This window comes from Patescibacteria group bacterium (assembly GCA_041645165.1).
Taxonomy (GTDB): domain Bacteria; phylum Patescibacteriota; class Patescibacteriia; order 2-02-FULL-49-11; family 2-02-FULL-49-11; genus 2-02-FULL-49-11.
In genome coordinates, this window is the sequence record JBAZQN010000006.1 from 26472 (window position 1) to 42597 (window position 16126).

Here is a 16126-nt window from a genome sequence, read left to right on the forward strand (position 1 = left end):
AATTAAACCCCCAAATACCGGCTAGTGGCGGACGTCACAATAATCATTCGTCACGCCAAAGGTTTTAAAGCCCTGTGCCATAAACGCAGGGCTACTTATTTTACAATCCCATACTTCTTCCCCAATTTCACAAATGCAGACACAAGGGTATCGATTTGCGTGGTGGTGTGCGCGGCTGAAATTTGCACGCGAATGCGCGCGCGCCCCATAGGCACCACCGGATAACTGAATCCAATCACATAAATCCCTTCCGAGAGCATGTCTTCTGCTACCCCTAACGCCACTTTCCCCTCGCCGACAATCACGGGCACGATGGGATGGACCGATGCGGGGAGCGTGAAACCTGCCTCAGCCATCTTCGCACGGAAATGCTTCGTATTATCCCACAAGCGTTCTCGCAACTCCGGATGACCCTTAAGGTGCTGCAATACCGCAATCGTCGTGCCTGCCACGACAGGGGGCAATGCATTGGTAAACAAACTGGTGCGCACGCGCTGTTCAAGCAGCTCAATTAATGCCGAGGGTCCTGCGATACAGCCGCCGGTTGCGCCGCCCAAAGCTTTGCCAAACGTGGTAGTGATCACGTCCACCCGATCCTCCACGCGGTGGTATTCATGCGTGCCGCGCCCCGTATCTCCCATGAAACCCGTGGCATGCGAATCATCCACAACCACCACGGCATTATATTTCTCCGCCAAATCGCATATCTGCGGCAAGGGCGCGATCTCCCCTTCCATGCTGAATACTCCGTCCGTCACGATACACCGCACGCGTTTGCCTTGGGTCGCTTTCAGTTTCTCCTCAAGACCATGTAAATCCAAATGCGCGTATACGTGCCGTTCTGCTTTGCACAGCCTTAACCCGTCAATAATGCTCGCATGATTCAGGGCATCGCTTATCACTGCGTCTTCTTCATTCAGCATCGCGGCAAAAAGGCCTTCATTGGCATCCCAGCAAGAGCCGAACGCCAATGCAGATTCTTTCTTCAAAAACGCGGCCGTCTCGCGCTCAAGGTCCTTGTGCACTGTCTGCGTGCCGCAAATGAACCGCACCGATGACAAACCATACCCATACCGGTCAAGCGCCTTTTTTGCCTCATCAACCAAAATATCGCTGCCTGCAAGCCCTAGATAATTATTCGCGCAAAAATTAATCACCTCTTTCCCCTGCGTCCTCACCACCGCGCCTTGTCTGCTCTCAAGCACGCGCTGGGATTTATAGAGACCTGAACTCCTTATTTCTTCAAGGACTTTCGTAATAATTGGCTGTAGCGAAGAGAACATATCTCATGAATTAATTCCCAAATCCCAATGCCCAATTCCCAATAAAATCCCAAACCTAAAAATCCAAACATTGAAGCATTGGGGTTTAAAGTATTGATTGGTCATTGATCATTGATCATTTATCAATGCGGCTACTTCTGCATATCAAATATCAACTTCGGATGTTCAGCCATTTTTTGCTCTAAAAGTTCAGGGGTAAACGCGGAAAGAGGTATGACCGTGCCATTGCCGCCGCGCAATATGATATTCCAAATATCATCCTGCAGTCCGTTCGAGACGTCGGAGAGGAGGCGGTGCATCGTATGCCATGTGTTGAATATCTGCCTGCCGATAATATTATGGATGGTGATGCCTTTCATCACCATGCGGGAAAAATTTGTGATTACGAAATCCCCGTCCTTGATGCCGAAAAATACCACATGGCCGCCCGGACGCACCGCCTCAAGGCAGTTATTGACCGAGGAATTAAAGCCTGCCATTTCCATGGCAATATTGACCCCCTTGCCGCGTGTGATGCCCTTTATCGCCTCTACGACTTCTGTATCAGCCGCATACTCATGGGCTTTATCCTTTCTCTCAATCTTAATGGTATGGTGAGCTCCCAATGCTTTGGCCATATCCAACTGGCTGCGGTCAGTGTCAATCCCTATGATGAGCGATGCCCCGTATCGGCGAGCGAGCGCAATGGAGAAAAGCCCTATTTGCCCGCATCCAAAAATAGCGACTGTAGCGCCGCGCAGCTCCAGAGAGGTAAGCGCATGCACGGCATTGCCGATCGGATCATAGATGGCGCAAATTTCCGGCCGCACCGCGCCCGTATCAACCCTCCAGAGATTCCTTGCCGGCAGCTTCACGTATTCTGCAAAGACCCCGTCAATGCTGATGCCGAGGATGAGCTGGTCTTGGCACACCTCTTGCATCCCCGTGCGGCACTGCAGGCATTTCCCGCACGTAACGTGCGAGTCTCCCGTAACCATGTCCCCTTCCTTAATGCCGTAGAGATGCTCCACCTGCGACCCCGCCGCAACGACTTCGCCTAAAAATTCATGCCCTAAAATGCGCATGCGCTTGCCCTCGCGCTTCAATGATGTGTGGATCATCTCCGAGAACGCCTGGCGTTTCCAAATCCCGCGGTCAGAACCGCATATCCCCGCGTAGAGAATTTTCAAAATGATAAACGCCGCCTCCTTCGGGTCAAGGCGCTCATTAAGCTCCGGATAAAGCACCTCGCGCTTCATAAATCCGCGCGAGGTCTCCCATCCGTCTTTTTCGAGGTCGAGCGTGAGAGCTTGGATGGAGGCGGACATAGCCAAGAAGTTAGAAGCTGAAATTTGGAATTAACAATACCGTATACAATAATCCGATAGCCTCTTGTCATTCCCGCCCCGTATCACGGTACGGGGTAAACTCCGGCGGGAATCCAGAATGAAAAATAAATATAAAAATCCTCCAACGCTAGAGAGGATTCTTTATGGTAATAATGGGCTCTAATCGACTTGTCCTGTAGCGGATCCCCTAGCCACGTATCTTAGTAATTTTAATTTCCGTGAACATCTGCCGATGGCCCTGCTTTTTGTAATAGCGGGTCTTGGGCTTGAATTTGATAATGGTCACTTTCCTTGCGCGTCCCTGCTTTACTACGGTTGCCTCCACCGCGGCATTAGCGACATATGGCGTGCCGACCTTCACCTCGCCGCCAGTCTCCTGCGCAACCAGCAATACTTCCCCAAAGATTATTTCAGCACCCTCTTTCGCTTCGAGCTTTTCCACGCGCAAAACTGTACCTTCTTTCACAAGGTACTGCTTCCCGCCTGTCTTAATGACCGCTATTTGAGTATCCATACACATTTGCGCTTCGCACAAATCGCTGATCAACGCAGATCGTCACGCATGCAATGACGCAGATTTACGCAGATGATTATAACTTCAATATCCTCCTCTATTCTATCCTAAAACCTTATGAATAGTCAAATAATAATACTACCTATTCCCTGATACTCCTACATCATTATTAATCTCATTTTTTTCAGCCCACCCTGCGGGTACCTCAAGGACATGGGTCACGAGGCTGGGAGGAGAGTAGGTTGGCAACGGTGAATATTCATTGACTGGCGCGGGCACGTTGGGCGTAACGCCGATGACCTTATCGTGGTAAATCCAGATGATATCAATCGAGAACCGCATCTCCTTCATCCAGAATGAAGGCATGGAGGGAGGATCGAAGACAAAGAGCATTCCCTTCCCTTCATCCAAACCTGCCCTGCCTGAAAACCCTTTGGCTTTCTCTTCTGGCGTGCGCATTACCTCAACCTGCACGGGAATGCCGTTGAGGGTGATCGTGGTAACTCTTTGCGTTGACGCATCTTCATTTTCCGCCGGAGGCACGGCAACTTTTTGCCGGGCGGTGAGGGAGCAGCCGGATAAAGAAATACCTATTAGAATTATGATGAGAAAAAAGATACGGGACATACCTTAGTGAAAATGACCAATTAGTACAAAAACACCTTACACGATAAAGTTCAAAATCTCACCGCTTCAGCGGGACCCGCATACCTTAGATAAATTAGTTCAATGTGCGGGACAAAGCTCAAATGCCAAATGAAATCCAAAATTCCAATGCCAAAACTTTAACATTGAGGTTTTGACATTCCTTTGAACTTTGAAATTTGTCATTTGAACTTATCAATGGCGGGGTTTGGAATTTCTTTCAATCATGTTCGTTTCTTATACCTCACTACTACCACAATCGCCAGCAGCACCATAACAATCCCCAGCACAAGAAGCGCCATCACCTTTTGCTGGCTTTGTAAAAATAATGATGAAGTGCCGAAAAATGCGGTGAAACCCCAGAGCACAAACACCGCCTGCCGGTGGGTCAATCCCGCATCCAGAAGCCTGAAATGAAGATGCTTGAGATCCGCAGATGCAAAAGAAGTCCGCTCCAAAAAAATCCTCCTCACGACCACCCACGCCACATCCAGAATGGGGATCCCCATGATAAGAAGCGCGGTGGCTATTTTCGCGCCGGAAATTATGGCAAGCACGCCTAAGAGGTATCCGATGAGCGTTGATCCGCCTTCACCTAAAAAAATAGAAGCCGGATGAATATTAAAGGCAAGGAATCCAAGGCACGCGCCTGCCACCATGAGCGCTAAATAAGAGGTGCCCGAAAGCGGCACATCCCAATAGAGGGAAACCATAAAAAGGATAAATGCGCCGATCGCGCCAATCCCCGCCACGAGCCCATCGAGTCCGTCCAACAGCTTTGTGGTATACGTCATGCCGAGAAGCCAAATCCCTGCGATGGCAGACCCGAACCAGGGAGAAATATACAGGAGCGCGCGCCCATAAGGGCCAGTGCCTGCGACAAATGGATTAGTGACATACTGGACGCCTATCCCCGCCGCAAGGGACACTACTACTGCGGTTATGGGAAATAAAAATTGCCGCCACGGCTTTAATCCTTTCGCGTCGTCCCACATGCCGCCGCCGACCAGCAAGAGGGACGCAAGAACAATGCCTAACAATTGCGTATTGCCAATCCTCGCATCATTGAGTAACCCCAAACGCCACGCGATAAAACCTACCCCCACCAATGCAAGCCATAATGCTAATCCTCCCCAAAGAGGAGTAGGAGACGGATGGCGTTTACGCTCCTGGTTAGGAAGGTCTACGGCGCCTTTTGCGCGCGCAAACCTAAGCACCAGCGGCGTGCATAGTGCTGCGAGCGCCATAGAGCTGAAAAATACTAAAAACCGTTCTATGTTCATTGAAGATGATTATTAGTAGACTTTCCCAATTGCCCTCACTGTCATTCACGCCCCGCATCACGGTACGGGGTAAACTCCGGCGGGAATCCAGAACAATTCAATCAATATTATTATGCTTATTTCTGGATCCCCGACCCCGTATCTCGGTACGGGGCAGGTTCTGGTCGGGGATGACATTGAATGGTGAATGTCCAGTAGTATTATTTAAGTATGTATCAAGTAACAATTGCGCCGCGAGCGCGTGTTCGTCCGCGCTCTTACCTTGATTCTTTTTTTTGGCTTCTGCCGTGGTGAAACGCTCATCTACCGTTTCCACCGGCACATTCAGGAATTCTTCCAATTCACATACGAATTTCTGCACTTCAGAGGATGCGGCGCCTTGCGCGCCTTTAAGGGTAAGCGGTAAACCTACCACTGATTTAAGTATGCCTTCAAATTCTACGATCTTCTCAAGGTCTTGAAAGAGCTTTTTGCGGCTCGTGACCTCCAATGTTTTATAAGGAAAAGCCATCTTCCCTTCTTCGTCAGTCACGGCAAGCCCCACATGCTTTCTGCCATAATCTATTCCGAGAATTTTCATAAAAATTAATTCAACTGAATGACTAAATGACTTAATGTCTTTATGGCTCAGTTAATATCTCACATCCATTTTCAGTAATAACGATGGTATGTTCGTAATGCGCGCTTAAATCTCCGTCCTGCGTGACCACGGTCCAGCCGTCGTCCAGTGTCTTCACGCGCCAGTCGCCCGCCGTGATCATGGGTTCAATCGCGATTGTTGCACCCGCAGGCAGCACATCGCCCACAAAAGGTGATTTAAAATTTGGTACCTCGGGTGGCTCGTGCAGCGCGCGCCCCACCCCATGCCCCACAAGATCGCGCACCACGCCAAATCCCTGCGCCACCACATATTCCTCTATCGCCGTGCCGATTTCCCCTACCTTCACGCCTGCCCTAACCATACTCACGCCGCATTTAAACGCTTCCTGAGCCGCATTGATCAGCCTTGTGGCTATAGGGGTCACTTTCCCCACAGGAACGGTCAACGCCGCATCCACGCATAAATCCTCATACCACAGACCAAGATCAAGCCCTACAATATCCCCTTCTAGGAGCGCGCGGATGCGCCTCCCGTTTCCATGCACCACTTCCTCATTCACCGATGCGCACAATGTGGAAGGGAACCCTTTATAACCCAAAAAGGCCGGGATTGCCCCTGCCTCACGAATCATTTTTTCCGCACTCCGATCCAGTTCCTTTATTACTACTCCCGGCGCTACTTGCTTTGCCACCTCAGCTAACACCCGCGCAAGAATCTTGCCCCCTTTGCGCATTTTCTCTATCTCATCTTCTGACTTGGGAATAATCTTTACAGTCATAATAACGAAAGAAATCGTCTCCTATTGGCGAGGTATTCGCATTCCAGACCATCTCGAGGCTTCGCGGGCATGGTCTCCGACTCCGCCGACTGGCGGATGTCGGAGGAGCGAAACCGAGAGCTGAGCGACGCGAGCCACGCTGGGGCGAGCAAGAGTGTCTGGATATGCGGATACCGAGTGTCTTAATGTATTCCTAATTTCCTGAAAATTTCTTTTCGTACCTCCACCACCGTCTGTTCGCCGTTCACCTCCACCACCCATCCTTTCGTGCGAAAATACTCAACGGCGGGCACCACTTCCTCCTGATAAAATTGGATGCGTTTCATTATCGCTTGTTCATTGGTGTCGTAATCGCGCACTTCCACCGCTGCGCCATCAATCGGGCACTGCGTAAAATTACGCCCGATTAATATATGACCATTCACGCATACGCTGCGGTTCAACAGCCGCCGTTTCAACTCTTCTCCTTGCACTTCGATGACAAGCGCTTTTACGTTGGTACGCCCGAGGCGCCGAAGCATGTCCTCGAGCTGTCTCGCTTGCCCGACCCGCCGCGGATACCCATCTATAAGCAAACCCTTGTGCGAAGGGATGGAAATAATTTTTTCCTCCACCAGTTGCAATACTTCCTCATCAGGCAAGTACCTTCCTGATTCGTATACGTCTTTCACGTGACGCCCCCACGCCGAGTCCTCTTTTGCTTTTTCGCGTACGATCTCCCCTGCTTCCACTTTTTCCAAATTGAGCGCTTTTAATATAAAATCCCCTTGCGTGCCCTTGCCGGAGCCAGCAGAGCCGAAGAGGATCACCGTAAGAGGTTCATTCTTTGCATGAGATTCCATACATTCATTCAAAATGTTTCTACCACCAAGTTTGACTCATGAAATCCAAATTCCAAAGTTCAAAGTTCAAATATCACGCCAGAGGCGGATCAGCCCCCGCCAAAGGCGGGTCTGCCTTCGGCACGATTTGGCTGAAAATCTAAAAATAAAAATGACGAAACTTTGACATTGGACATTCGAGCTTTATTTGACCCGCCTGCCTACGCCTGTCGAGGGGAACGGTAACATCCTTAAAATTGAACGTTATCCCTGACGTACGGAACGTTCCCTAAGGAAGGCTATGGCGGGCAGGCATTTGGATTTTGAACTTGGGATTTACGCGCACAGCGCGTCAGATACTCTCATAATCCCTCATTACCAGCTGCGCATTGATCTGCTGGACAGTTTCGATCACCACGGATACCACGATGAGGATGGACGTGCCGCCTATGACAAGGGTTGAGAGGTTAAACACCGACTGCATGATGATGGGCAAAATCGCAATGATGCTTAAAAAGAGCGCGCCTGCAAGCATAATGCGGTTGGACACATTGTTGAGGTACACCGCGGTCTCCCTCCCCGGCCGTATTCCGGGCACGAAACCTCCTTGCTTCTGGAGATTTTCCGCAATCTTATCAGGATGGAATACCACCGCGGTATAAAAATACGTAAACCCGAACACCAATACAAAATAGATAATCCCATAGAAGAGCTGGTTCTGGAAAATCCTAATGATTGTTTCAGCAGCATTGCGCAGCCACAATGCATCCGCGCGCAGGAAAAATTGCGCCAAGAGCGAGGGGAATAATACGATGGAAATCGCAAAAATGATGGGGATCACTCCCGCCTGGTTCACCCGCATGGGCAGATGGGTGACCGCGCCGCCCAAGGTCCTCAAGCCTCGTATTTGTTTTGCGTAAGTGATGGGGATGTTGCGCTGCGCTTCCGTGATGAACACAATGCCCGCCACCGTGACTATGGCAATCACCGCAAATATGATGATCGAAAGGAATTGGGTGGAGGTATATACGGCGAACGTCCGCTGCACTGTCTGCGGAAGCCCTGCGATGATACCCGCAAAGATGAGGAGCGATATGCCGTTCCCCACTTTTTTCTCTGAAATAAGTTCGCCCACCCACATGAGAAACACCGTACCCGCAGTAAGGGTAAGAATGGTGAGAATCCATGTGGAAAGGGTGAACGACCCTACGATTTGCCCGCCGAGCGAAGAAGACTGCCTGAGGATGGTAATCACCCCGTAGCTCTGCAGAATGGCCATGGGGATCGTGAGCATGCGGGTATATTGGTTAATTTTCCGATTTCCGCTTTCCCCTTCTTTTGAGAGCTCCTCAAGGCTCGGCACTACCATTTGCAAAAGCTGGAGGATAATGGATGCGGTGATATACGGCCCTACGCCGAGCGCGACGATTGAAAAATTTTCCAACCCTCCTCCTGAAAAAAGGTTTAAAAGCCCCAGCACCTGGTTAGACGCAAAAAACTGGCGCAGCACGCCGATGTCAACGCCGGGAATGGGGATATGGGCAGCCACGCGGAATATCGTCAGCATCCCGAGGACAAACAATATCTTCATCCTCAACTCCTTGTCGCTCCAAATTTGATGCAAACGGTCTGTAATAGCCATACTATAATATGAAATCCCAAACCACAATTCACAAGCGATTTTGAGAATTGGTCATTTGGATTTTATTTGACATTGGGATTTGGAAATTGGGATTTATCAATAACGACCGCCTTTCCTCCCGCCTTTTCGATTTTTTCTTTCGCAGCAGCAGAAAATTTGTGAGCTGAAATTTCAAATTTTTTCGTTAATTCCCCATCGCTTAATATCTTCAGCCCTCTCCCTGCATGGCGGATCACGCCGCGGCTGATGAGCGTCTTGGCATCAATGCGCGCGCCATTGTCAAACAACGCATCGAGCTTGCCAATATTGACGCAGATATATTTCTCCTTATGCTTATTTGCGTGCCCTCTCAACTGCGGTGTCTGCAGGAGCAGATGCCGCATGCCTTTGTAAGCGAGTTTATTCCTCCCGCCGCTGCGCGCGCGCTGCCCCTTGGTGCCGCGGCCTGAGGTGGTGCCGCGTTTGCCTCCGCGTCCCACGCGCAGACGGCTTTTGCGCGAACCGCGATACGGCGAAAGGGTATGGAGTGAAATGTCGGACATACATTATCTTATGAAAATGACCAATAATCAACAATCGATTTAATCCTCATCTTTGATAATTTACAATTTTCAAGCATCAATTTTCAAATAATTTTCAATGCAACAATGATCCAATGTTTGAAAATTGAAGCATTGATTGAAAATTGAGAATTGAAAATTTACGGTTTGATGGAGAATTGGGTCTTAGGATTTGGAATTTTATCATATTACATTGTAGTACTCTTTGTCGGCACATAGCGAGGTTTACTCTTTAGAGACTGTAATGCCTTAATGGTGAGTTTCACATTATTCACCTTATTCTCGCTCCCGAGCATTTTTGCCACCGCATTCGCAACGCCAGAAACCATGAGCACCTGCCGAATGGCTCCTCCCGCGATAATGCCCGTCCCCTTGGGGGCCGGTTTAAGGTAAATGGAGGCCGCCTTATAACGCAAACGTACCGCGTGCGGTATGGTCTCCTTCACCAGTGGTATGGTAATGACCCTTTTTTTCGCCGCAGTCGTCGCTTTGGCAATCGCTTGGGATACGTCAGCGCCTTTCCCCAAACCGTACCCTACCCGGCCTTTATGGTCGCCAATAGCCACAAGGGCGCGAAAACGCATGCGCTTTCCACCCTTTTGGACGCGCGTCACGCGTCTTATCTCGATGAGTTTCTGCTCAAACTCTTCAGGCTCTCTTGCCTCTCGCTCTCTTGTATTGGAACGTCGTGGTTGGACCATAAACATTGTGTAAAATCCTAAATTCTAAACTCTAAATCCTAAATTGTTTAGTACCTCACTTTGAATTTAGCCATTTGGATTTGTTTAGGATTTGGGATTTAGTGTTTAGAGTTTATCACAAGGTGAGTCCTCCCTCCCGTGCGCCTTCTGCGACGGCTTTTACTTGGCCGTGATAACTGAATCTACCTCGATCAAATACGGCATGGGTGATGCCTTTTTCTTTTGCGAGTTTTGCCATCGCGAGTCCCGCTTGATGCGCACCGATTACCCCTTTTGCCGCATCCCTTGCCTTCGCCTTGCCTCCAAATATTTTCTGATGCATACAGAGCGTTTTTTGGGCTTCGTCATCAATAAGTTGTATGGAAATACGGGTGTTACTGCGAAATACGCTCATGCGTGGCTTTGTGGCGCTGCCTCTGATGCGCGCACGCACACGATGCGCGCGGCGCTGCTGGCTAATTTTTTTCCCTTTTGTGATATTCATACCCCGTATATCAACATCCAACGCCAAACGTGGCGACATTTGTAAAATTCACTAGAACGGTTGCGACCTTGGAATATTGTTGCATAGAAATGTACGTATGAAACGTTTGGCGATCAGTGAGGGAGGCCTGAAAATACCTTTCAAGGTAATCGCTTAGACTCCCTCATAACATTCGTTTTCCATCCTAACGGCTTGCCTCCCTCTTGGATGTTGTATTGCGGGGCATATATTAATAAAGAATGCTGATTACTTTCCGCCCGTGCCGGCTCCTGCCGCTTTCACCTGTTTCCCTGCCTTCCTGCGGATGACTTCCTTCTCATATTTAATGCCTTTCCCTTTATATGGTTCGGGAGGGCGAAGCGCACGGATTTGTGCGGAAACCTCTCCCACCAATTGCTTCTCAATTCCTTTTACGGTAATAACATTTTTCTCCACAGAGGCTGCAATACCCTTTGGTATAGAAAAAGACACGGGATGCGAGAAACCTAGATTCAAATTAATCTTATCGCCCTCCACCGCGGCGCGATATCCTACTCCATTTATTTCCAATCGTTTCTCATACCCTTGGGTAACCCCTATAATCATATTCTCGATGAGGCGCGCGCTTAATCCCCAAAGCGCCTTATCATTTTTCAATTCTGGGTCATTTACGTTCACCACAAGAGTGCTCCCTTCGCTTTTTACGCGCACGTGCGGATGGAGGGTTATGGAAAGTTCGCCCTTTGGCCCTTTCACGGAAATGGTCTGCTCCTTGATGTCAGTAGTCACCTCGGGGGGGACGCTTATGGGTTTTTTGCCTATTCTGGACATAACTTATAACAACAATGACCAATGATCAAGATCCAATGACCAATCAATGACATAATACCCGAATGCCCGAATGTTTGGGATTTTGGATTTGGGATTTATTTGGAAATTGGTCATTGGGACTTGGGATTTCATAATGTTACCATACTTCACACAATACCTCTCCTCCCAGTCTTTCTCTGCGCGCTTGGTTGTTCGTCATTACGCCCTTGGGGGTAGAGAGAATCGCAATGCCATAATTGTTCTGTACGCGCGGGAGTTCGCTATGGCCGCAGTAGACCCGTTTTCCGGGTTTCGAAATCTTCTGGATATTCAAAATAGACGCCTTCCCCTCTTCGGTATACCGAAGAACGATCCGTATCTGATCAGGGATGAAATGGCCGCGGCGGCGCGACGCACTGCCCGGGACCCGCTCCGCCTTCGCCACGTAGTTCTCGCTGAAAAGAATCTGGGCGATGGATAATTTAATGGCGGAATAAGGCGCCAGCACCTCAGATTTTTTCGCCATCTGAGCGTTCCGTATGCGTGTAATCATGTCTGCGATAGGATCGGTCATCATACCTTAATGTGAAATTTAAAAATCAAAAATCAAATATTAAAATGTTGGTATTCCGTCCCGCAATTGCGGGACTCCATAATTTTGCATTTTGAGATTTGTCCCGCACTTTATTATTAAACTCAGTGGCATGCGGGATCCCGCCTCTGCGGTGACATTTTGCATTCATACAATCATTACCACGATGATTTCCTGACACCGGGGACCTGGCCGGCGTTCGCAAGCTCCCTGAAACATATGCGGCAAAGCTCAAAATCGCGCATATAACCGCGGTGTCTTCCGCAACGCCAGCATCGGTTCACGATACGCGTCGAAAACTTTGGTTTCCTCTTTGATTTTTCCTGCTGTGCTTCAGTAGCCATACCCGCCTAAATTTTGCACCAGTCTGGTGCACTTAATTTCTTAATAACGATTACTCGACCTATTGTATCTCACTATTGTTCCTGCCCGCAAAACTTAGGCGGGCATACTCTTTATTTCTCCTGCTGGAATGGGAACCCCAACAACTTAAAGAATACAAATCCCTCATCTCTTGTCCTCGCCGTACAATGGATGCTCACTTCAAGCCCATGGATCCGTTCCACTTCATCTGGGCGTATTTCCGGAAATGCGAGGTGCTCACGGAATCCTATCGTAAGATTGCCGGATTGGTCAACTGCCGATGCGGGAAGGCCGCGAAAATCATGAATACGCGGCAAAGCGACTGATATAAGCTTATAGAGAAAATCTTCCATGCGTTTCCCTCTCAAGGTAACCTTGGCGCCCACGGTTTGCCCCTCCCGTATTTTGAATGCCGCGATTGATTTCTTCGCCTTGGTCCATACCGGCTTCTGCCCGGTGATCCTCGTAAGCGTGTCTGCGACAGTATTGACATGCTTTTCATCGCTCTTGTTGCGTCCAATACCCACATTCAAACTTACCTTCATAATGCGCGGCACCGCAAGCGCGTTCGCATAGCCAAACTGTTTCATCATTTCAGGGAGTACTTTTTGCTGATAATGCTCTTGAAAGGTCATACCCGCCTAAATTTTGCACCAGTCTGGTGCGATTAACTTCTTAATAACGATTACTCGACCTATTGTATCTCACTATTGTCCTGCCCGCAAAACTTAGGCGAGCATACTCCTTATTGTTTATATAAACGTTGCTTTGCATTTCTTGCATTGGCGTTTCTTCACCCCATCTTGGCCTAAAATCTTCCCGAGCCGGCTTAAAGCGCTACAGGAGGGGCACACCACTATGACATTAGATACCGCGATCGGGGCGGGATAAAGTATGCGCTGCCCCTTATTGCTCCCCCGCGCGCGAAGATGCTTGGACCTTGTATTCAATCCCTCTACCACCACAAGGCGCTCTTCGGGGAATACTTGCAGAACCTTCCCTGTTTTGCCTTTATCCTTCCCGCTCATGACCTTTACATTGTCATTTTTTCGAACTTTCATACCCAGTATATCAACATCCAACGCCAAACATGGCTAGGATTGTAGTATTCTCTTGCATGGTTGCGACCTTGGGGTGTTGATGCATAAATCTATGTGAAGATAACGTTTGGCGATCCGTGAGGGAGGCATGGAGATTCCTCTCAACGCTTCTACCAGAATCCTTTATATCATATGTTCTTTCTTTACTCAAAAGATTAGCCTCCCTCTTGGATGTTGTATTACTGGGCATATTCATTTTAATTACACAACTTCAGGCGCCAATGAGATTATTTTAGTAAAACCCCTTACGCGCAGTTCTCTAGCCACAGGTCCGAAAATACGCGTCCCCTTAGGCTCCTTTGTCTTGGCATCGACAATTACCCCCGCATTGTCATCAAACCTCACATACGTGCCGTCTTTCCGCCCGATCTCCTTGCGGGTACGCACGATGACTGCGTCGTACACCTCCCCTTTCTTGACTCCCGTATGCGGTTCCGCGAGCTTCACGGACACTTTCACGATATCGCCAATAGACGCGACGCGTTTCTTGTAACCGCCTTTCACGTGAATCACCTGGAGCTTTCTCGCGCCAGAGTTATCCGCAACGTTGAGCATTGTTCTGTGTTGGACCATAAAATCAAATCAAAAGTCAAAAATCAAATATCAAAATGTTGGTATTCCGCCCCGCTATCGCGGGGCTCCATAATTTTGAGTTTTGCATTTTGGATTTTGCATTATCATATTACTCTCCACCTCTTCTCCTTGGATAAAGGGCGGCATTCGACAAAGGACACCTTATCGCCCACATGGTACGCATTCTTTTCATCATGCACCTTAAAGGTATTGCTGGATCGTATGCGTTTTCCATATTTAGGATGCACCGTCACCCGATCAACGCGGACTACAATCGTCTTTTCCATCGCGTCTTTCACTACGATTCCCTTAAATTGCCTTTGTGTGGTATTCATGGAAGTATGCGTTACTTATTCTCGTGTGCAGCACGAGAGCGTGTAAGGGTAAGAATCCTTGCGATAGTGCGCCTTAACTGCCGCGCATCACGGGTATCCTTCTGCTGTCCTGCGGCGGTACGAAACTTGAAATCGGTCAATTTCCCTTGCAGTTCAGAAAGGGCCTTTCTTAATTCTTCCTCAGTTTTTTCCCTCAATTCCTTCATTTTCATACCCCGTATATCAACATCCAACGCCAAACGTGGCGACATTTGTAAAATTCACTTGAACAGTTGCGACCTTGGAATATTGTTGCATAGAAATGTGTGCATGAAGCGTTTGGCGATCGGTGAGGGAGGCCTGAAAATACCTTTCAAGGTAATCGCTTAAACTCCCTCATAACATTCGTTTTCCATCCTAACGGCTATGCCTCCCTCTTGGATGTTGTATTGCGGGGCATACGCTAGGTGTCTATTCGTTTTACAATCTTCGTCTTCATTGACATTTTATATCCCGCGTTCTTTAACGCTTTAAGGGATATCTCCTCACCCACGCCGTCTATTTCAAACAAAATCATGCCGGGCCTCACGTTTGCGACATAATGGTCAACCGTGCCTTTCCCGCTTCCCATGGGCACCTCTGAACCTTTTATGGTTATGGGCTTGTCGGGAAAAACACGTATCCACATCTTACCGCCTTTATGCAGATACCTTGAAATCGTCCTCCGGGCTGATTCGATCTGCCGGGAAGTTGCATACCCATGCGTCATCGCTTTCAAGCCCCATTCGCCGAAATTGATACGGTGAGTCCTTGTCGCATTCGCGCGCACGCTTCCCGCATGCCGATGCCACTTTCTATGTTTTACTTTCTTCGGAAACAACATACCATGTAAATGCAAAATGCAAAATAAAGGAATTACGTGCCGCCCTGCGGCACTCCATAATTTTGATCTTTGATTTTTGATCTTTGATTTTCGTCCGTATTAAACACTTCCCCATGGTTAACCCACACCTTCACTCCTACTGTCCCATACGTGGTCACCGCAACCGTTCTGCCAAATTCAATATCGATGCGCAAGGTGTGCATGGGGATTTTGCCCCGCGACAAGGTTTCATTCCGTGCGATCTCAGCGCCATCAAGCCTGCCGGAGAGCTCCACTTTTGCCCCTAGGACGCCACTGGTCTTCATAATTTGTTCCAGGGCCCTGCGCATCGTGCGGCGGAAAGGCAATCTCCGCTCAATCTCAAGCGCGATATTCTGGGCGACAATCTGCGCCGAGCCCGTAGGGTGTTCCACCTCTTTTATGGAAAGATTAAGCTTGGTGCCCTTCGTGCGTAAAAATTTCTTCTCAAGCGCCCTGCGGAGCTCTTCCGCGCCGCTCCCGCCGCGGCCAATGATGACGCCTGGTTTGCCCGTATGAAGCGTGATCGTCAGCATATTCGGATTCCGGTCGATCTCCACTTTCGCAACGCTTGCTTCACGAAGTTTCGTTTTTAAAAATTTGCGTATCTCCACATCCTGGCGGAGCAATTGCGCATAGCGGCGCCCGCGTGCGAACCACTTAGAGTCCCACGTTGATATAATGCCTAAACGAAATGCTCTTGGATGTACCTTTTGACCCATATTTAAATGAATAAACTCTAAATACTAAAATCTAAATTCCAAACAAATTCAAAATTCCAATTACAAAATTCAAAACACGTTTGAAATTTCGGCTATTTGGTATTGTTTGGGATTTGGGATTTCATAACCTTG

The 16126-nt window shown here is 48.8% G+C and carries 22 protein-coding genes; all 22 read right to left on the minus strand.

Features of this window, described 5'->3' with window-relative positions:
• Positions 1 to 95: 95 nt before the first annotated feature.
• A complete protein-coding gene (locus tag WC659_03065; GenBank protein MFA4872891.1) occupies positions 96 to 1283 on the minus strand; it encodes a glycine C-acetyltransferase in 1188 nt (395 codons plus the stop codon).
• Between the two features lie 131 nt (positions 1284 to 1414).
• Positions 1415 to 2590, minus strand: coding sequence for an alcohol dehydrogenase catalytic domain-containing protein (locus WC659_03070; protein ID MFA4872892.1), 1176 nt, complete (start codon positions 2588 to 2590; stop codon positions 1415 to 1417).
• Between the two features lie 208 nt (positions 2591 to 2798).
• Entirely contained in the window at positions 2799 to 3125 is a 327-nt protein-coding gene (rplU, locus tag WC659_03075) for a 50S ribosomal protein L21 (protein MFA4872893.1), read from the minus strand.
• Positions 3126 to 3263: 138 nt separating this feature from the next.
• Complete coding sequence (locus tag WC659_03080) at positions 3264 to 3752, minus strand: DUF192 domain-containing protein (protein ID MFA4872894.1); 489 nt, start codon at positions 3750 to 3752, stop codon at positions 3264 to 3266.
• A gap of 242 nt (positions 3753 to 3994) precedes the next feature.
• Entirely contained in the window at positions 3995 to 5017 is a 1023-nt protein-coding gene (locus WC659_03085; protein MFA4872895.1) for an MraY family glycosyltransferase, read from the minus strand.
• 133 nt (positions 5018 to 5150) lie between these two features.
• Complete coding sequence (gene ruvX, locus WC659_03090; GenBank protein MFA4872896.1) at positions 5151 to 5633, minus strand: Holliday junction resolvase RuvX; 483 nt, start codon at positions 5631 to 5633, stop codon at positions 5151 to 5153.
• Between the two features lie 40 nt (positions 5634 to 5673).
• Positions 5674 to 6432 (minus strand): type I methionyl aminopeptidase, encoded by a 759-nt coding sequence (gene map / locus WC659_03095; GenBank protein ID MFA4872897.1) that lies wholly within the window; start codon positions 6430 to 6432, stop codon positions 5674 to 5676.
• 182 nt (positions 6433 to 6614) lie between these two features.
• On the minus strand, positions 6615 to 7274 hold the full coding sequence (locus WC659_03100; GenBank protein ID MFA4872898.1) for a nucleoside monophosphate kinase: 660 nt from the start codon (positions 7272 to 7274) through the stop codon (positions 6615 to 6617).
• Between the two features lie 331 nt (positions 7275 to 7605).
• Positions 7606 to 8895: a preprotein translocase subunit SecY gene (secY, locus tag WC659_03105; protein MFA4872899.1), complete on the minus strand. Its 1290-nt coding sequence runs from the start codon at positions 8893 to 8895 to the stop codon at positions 7606 to 7608.
• Positions 8896 to 8957: 62 nt separating this feature from the next.
• Positions 8958 to 9437 (minus strand): 50S ribosomal protein L15, encoded by a 480-nt coding sequence (rplO, locus tag WC659_03110; GenBank protein MFA4872900.1) that lies wholly within the window; start codon positions 9435 to 9437, stop codon positions 8958 to 8960.
• Positions 9438 to 9643: 206 nt separating this feature from the next.
• Positions 9644 to 10156 (minus strand): 30S ribosomal protein S5, encoded by a 513-nt coding sequence (gene rpsE / locus WC659_03115; GenBank protein MFA4872901.1) that lies wholly within the window; start codon positions 10154 to 10156, stop codon positions 9644 to 9646.
• Positions 10157 to 10271: 115 nt separating this feature from the next.
• Positions 10272 to 10640, minus strand: coding sequence for a 50S ribosomal protein L18 (locus WC659_03120; GenBank protein MFA4872902.1), 369 nt, complete (start codon positions 10638 to 10640; stop codon positions 10272 to 10274).
• 246 nt (positions 10641 to 10886) lie between these two features.
• Positions 10887 to 11450 carry a 50S ribosomal protein L6 gene (rplF, locus tag WC659_03125; protein ID MFA4872903.1) on the minus strand — a complete coding sequence of 188 codons (564 nt, stop codon included), beginning with the start codon at positions 11448 to 11450 and terminating at the stop codon, positions 10887 to 10889.
• A 136-nt stretch (positions 11451 to 11586) separates the two neighbouring features.
• Positions 11587 to 12006, minus strand: a complete 420-nt coding sequence (gene rpsH / locus WC659_03130; GenBank protein ID MFA4872904.1) for a 30S ribosomal protein S8 — start codon at positions 12004 to 12006, stop codon at positions 11587 to 11589.
• Between the two features lie 173 nt (positions 12007 to 12179).
• Positions 12180 to 12365 carry a type Z 30S ribosomal protein S14 gene (locus tag WC659_03135; protein ID MFA4872905.1) on the minus strand — a complete coding sequence of 62 codons (186 nt, stop codon included), beginning with the start codon at positions 12363 to 12365 and terminating at the stop codon, positions 12180 to 12182.
• A gap of 111 nt (positions 12366 to 12476) precedes the next feature.
• On the minus strand, positions 12477 to 13019 hold the full coding sequence (gene rplE / locus WC659_03140; protein MFA4872906.1) for a 50S ribosomal protein L5: 543 nt from the start codon (positions 13017 to 13019) through the stop codon (positions 12477 to 12479).
• 117 nt (positions 13020 to 13136) lie between these two features.
• Positions 13137 to 13445 carry a 50S ribosomal protein L24 gene (gene rplX / locus WC659_03145; GenBank protein MFA4872907.1) on the minus strand — a complete coding sequence of 103 codons (309 nt, stop codon included), beginning with the start codon at positions 13443 to 13445 and terminating at the stop codon, positions 13137 to 13139.
• 240 nt (positions 13446 to 13685) lie between these two features.
• Positions 13686 to 14057, minus strand: coding sequence for a 50S ribosomal protein L14 (gene rplN, locus WC659_03150; protein MFA4872908.1), 372 nt, complete (start codon positions 14055 to 14057; stop codon positions 13686 to 13688).
• Between the two features lie 104 nt (positions 14058 to 14161).
• Complete coding sequence (rpsQ, locus tag WC659_03155) at positions 14162 to 14392, minus strand: 30S ribosomal protein S17 (protein ID MFA4872909.1); 231 nt, start codon at positions 14390 to 14392, stop codon at positions 14162 to 14164.
• An 11-nt stretch (positions 14393 to 14403) separates the two neighbouring features.
• Positions 14404 to 14604, minus strand: a complete 201-nt coding sequence (gene rpmC, locus WC659_03160) for a 50S ribosomal protein L29 (GenBank protein MFA4872910.1) — start codon at positions 14602 to 14604, stop codon at positions 14404 to 14406.
• 230 nt (positions 14605 to 14834) lie between these two features.
• Positions 14835 to 15254, minus strand: a complete 420-nt coding sequence (gene rplP / locus WC659_03165; protein ID MFA4872911.1) for a 50S ribosomal protein L16 — start codon at positions 15252 to 15254, stop codon at positions 14835 to 14837.
• Between the two features lie 32 nt (positions 15255 to 15286).
• On the minus strand, positions 15287 to 15994 hold the full coding sequence (gene rpsC, locus WC659_03170; protein MFA4872912.1) for a 30S ribosomal protein S3: 708 nt from the start codon (positions 15992 to 15994) through the stop codon (positions 15287 to 15289).
• Positions 15995 to 16126 lie beyond the last annotated feature (132 nt).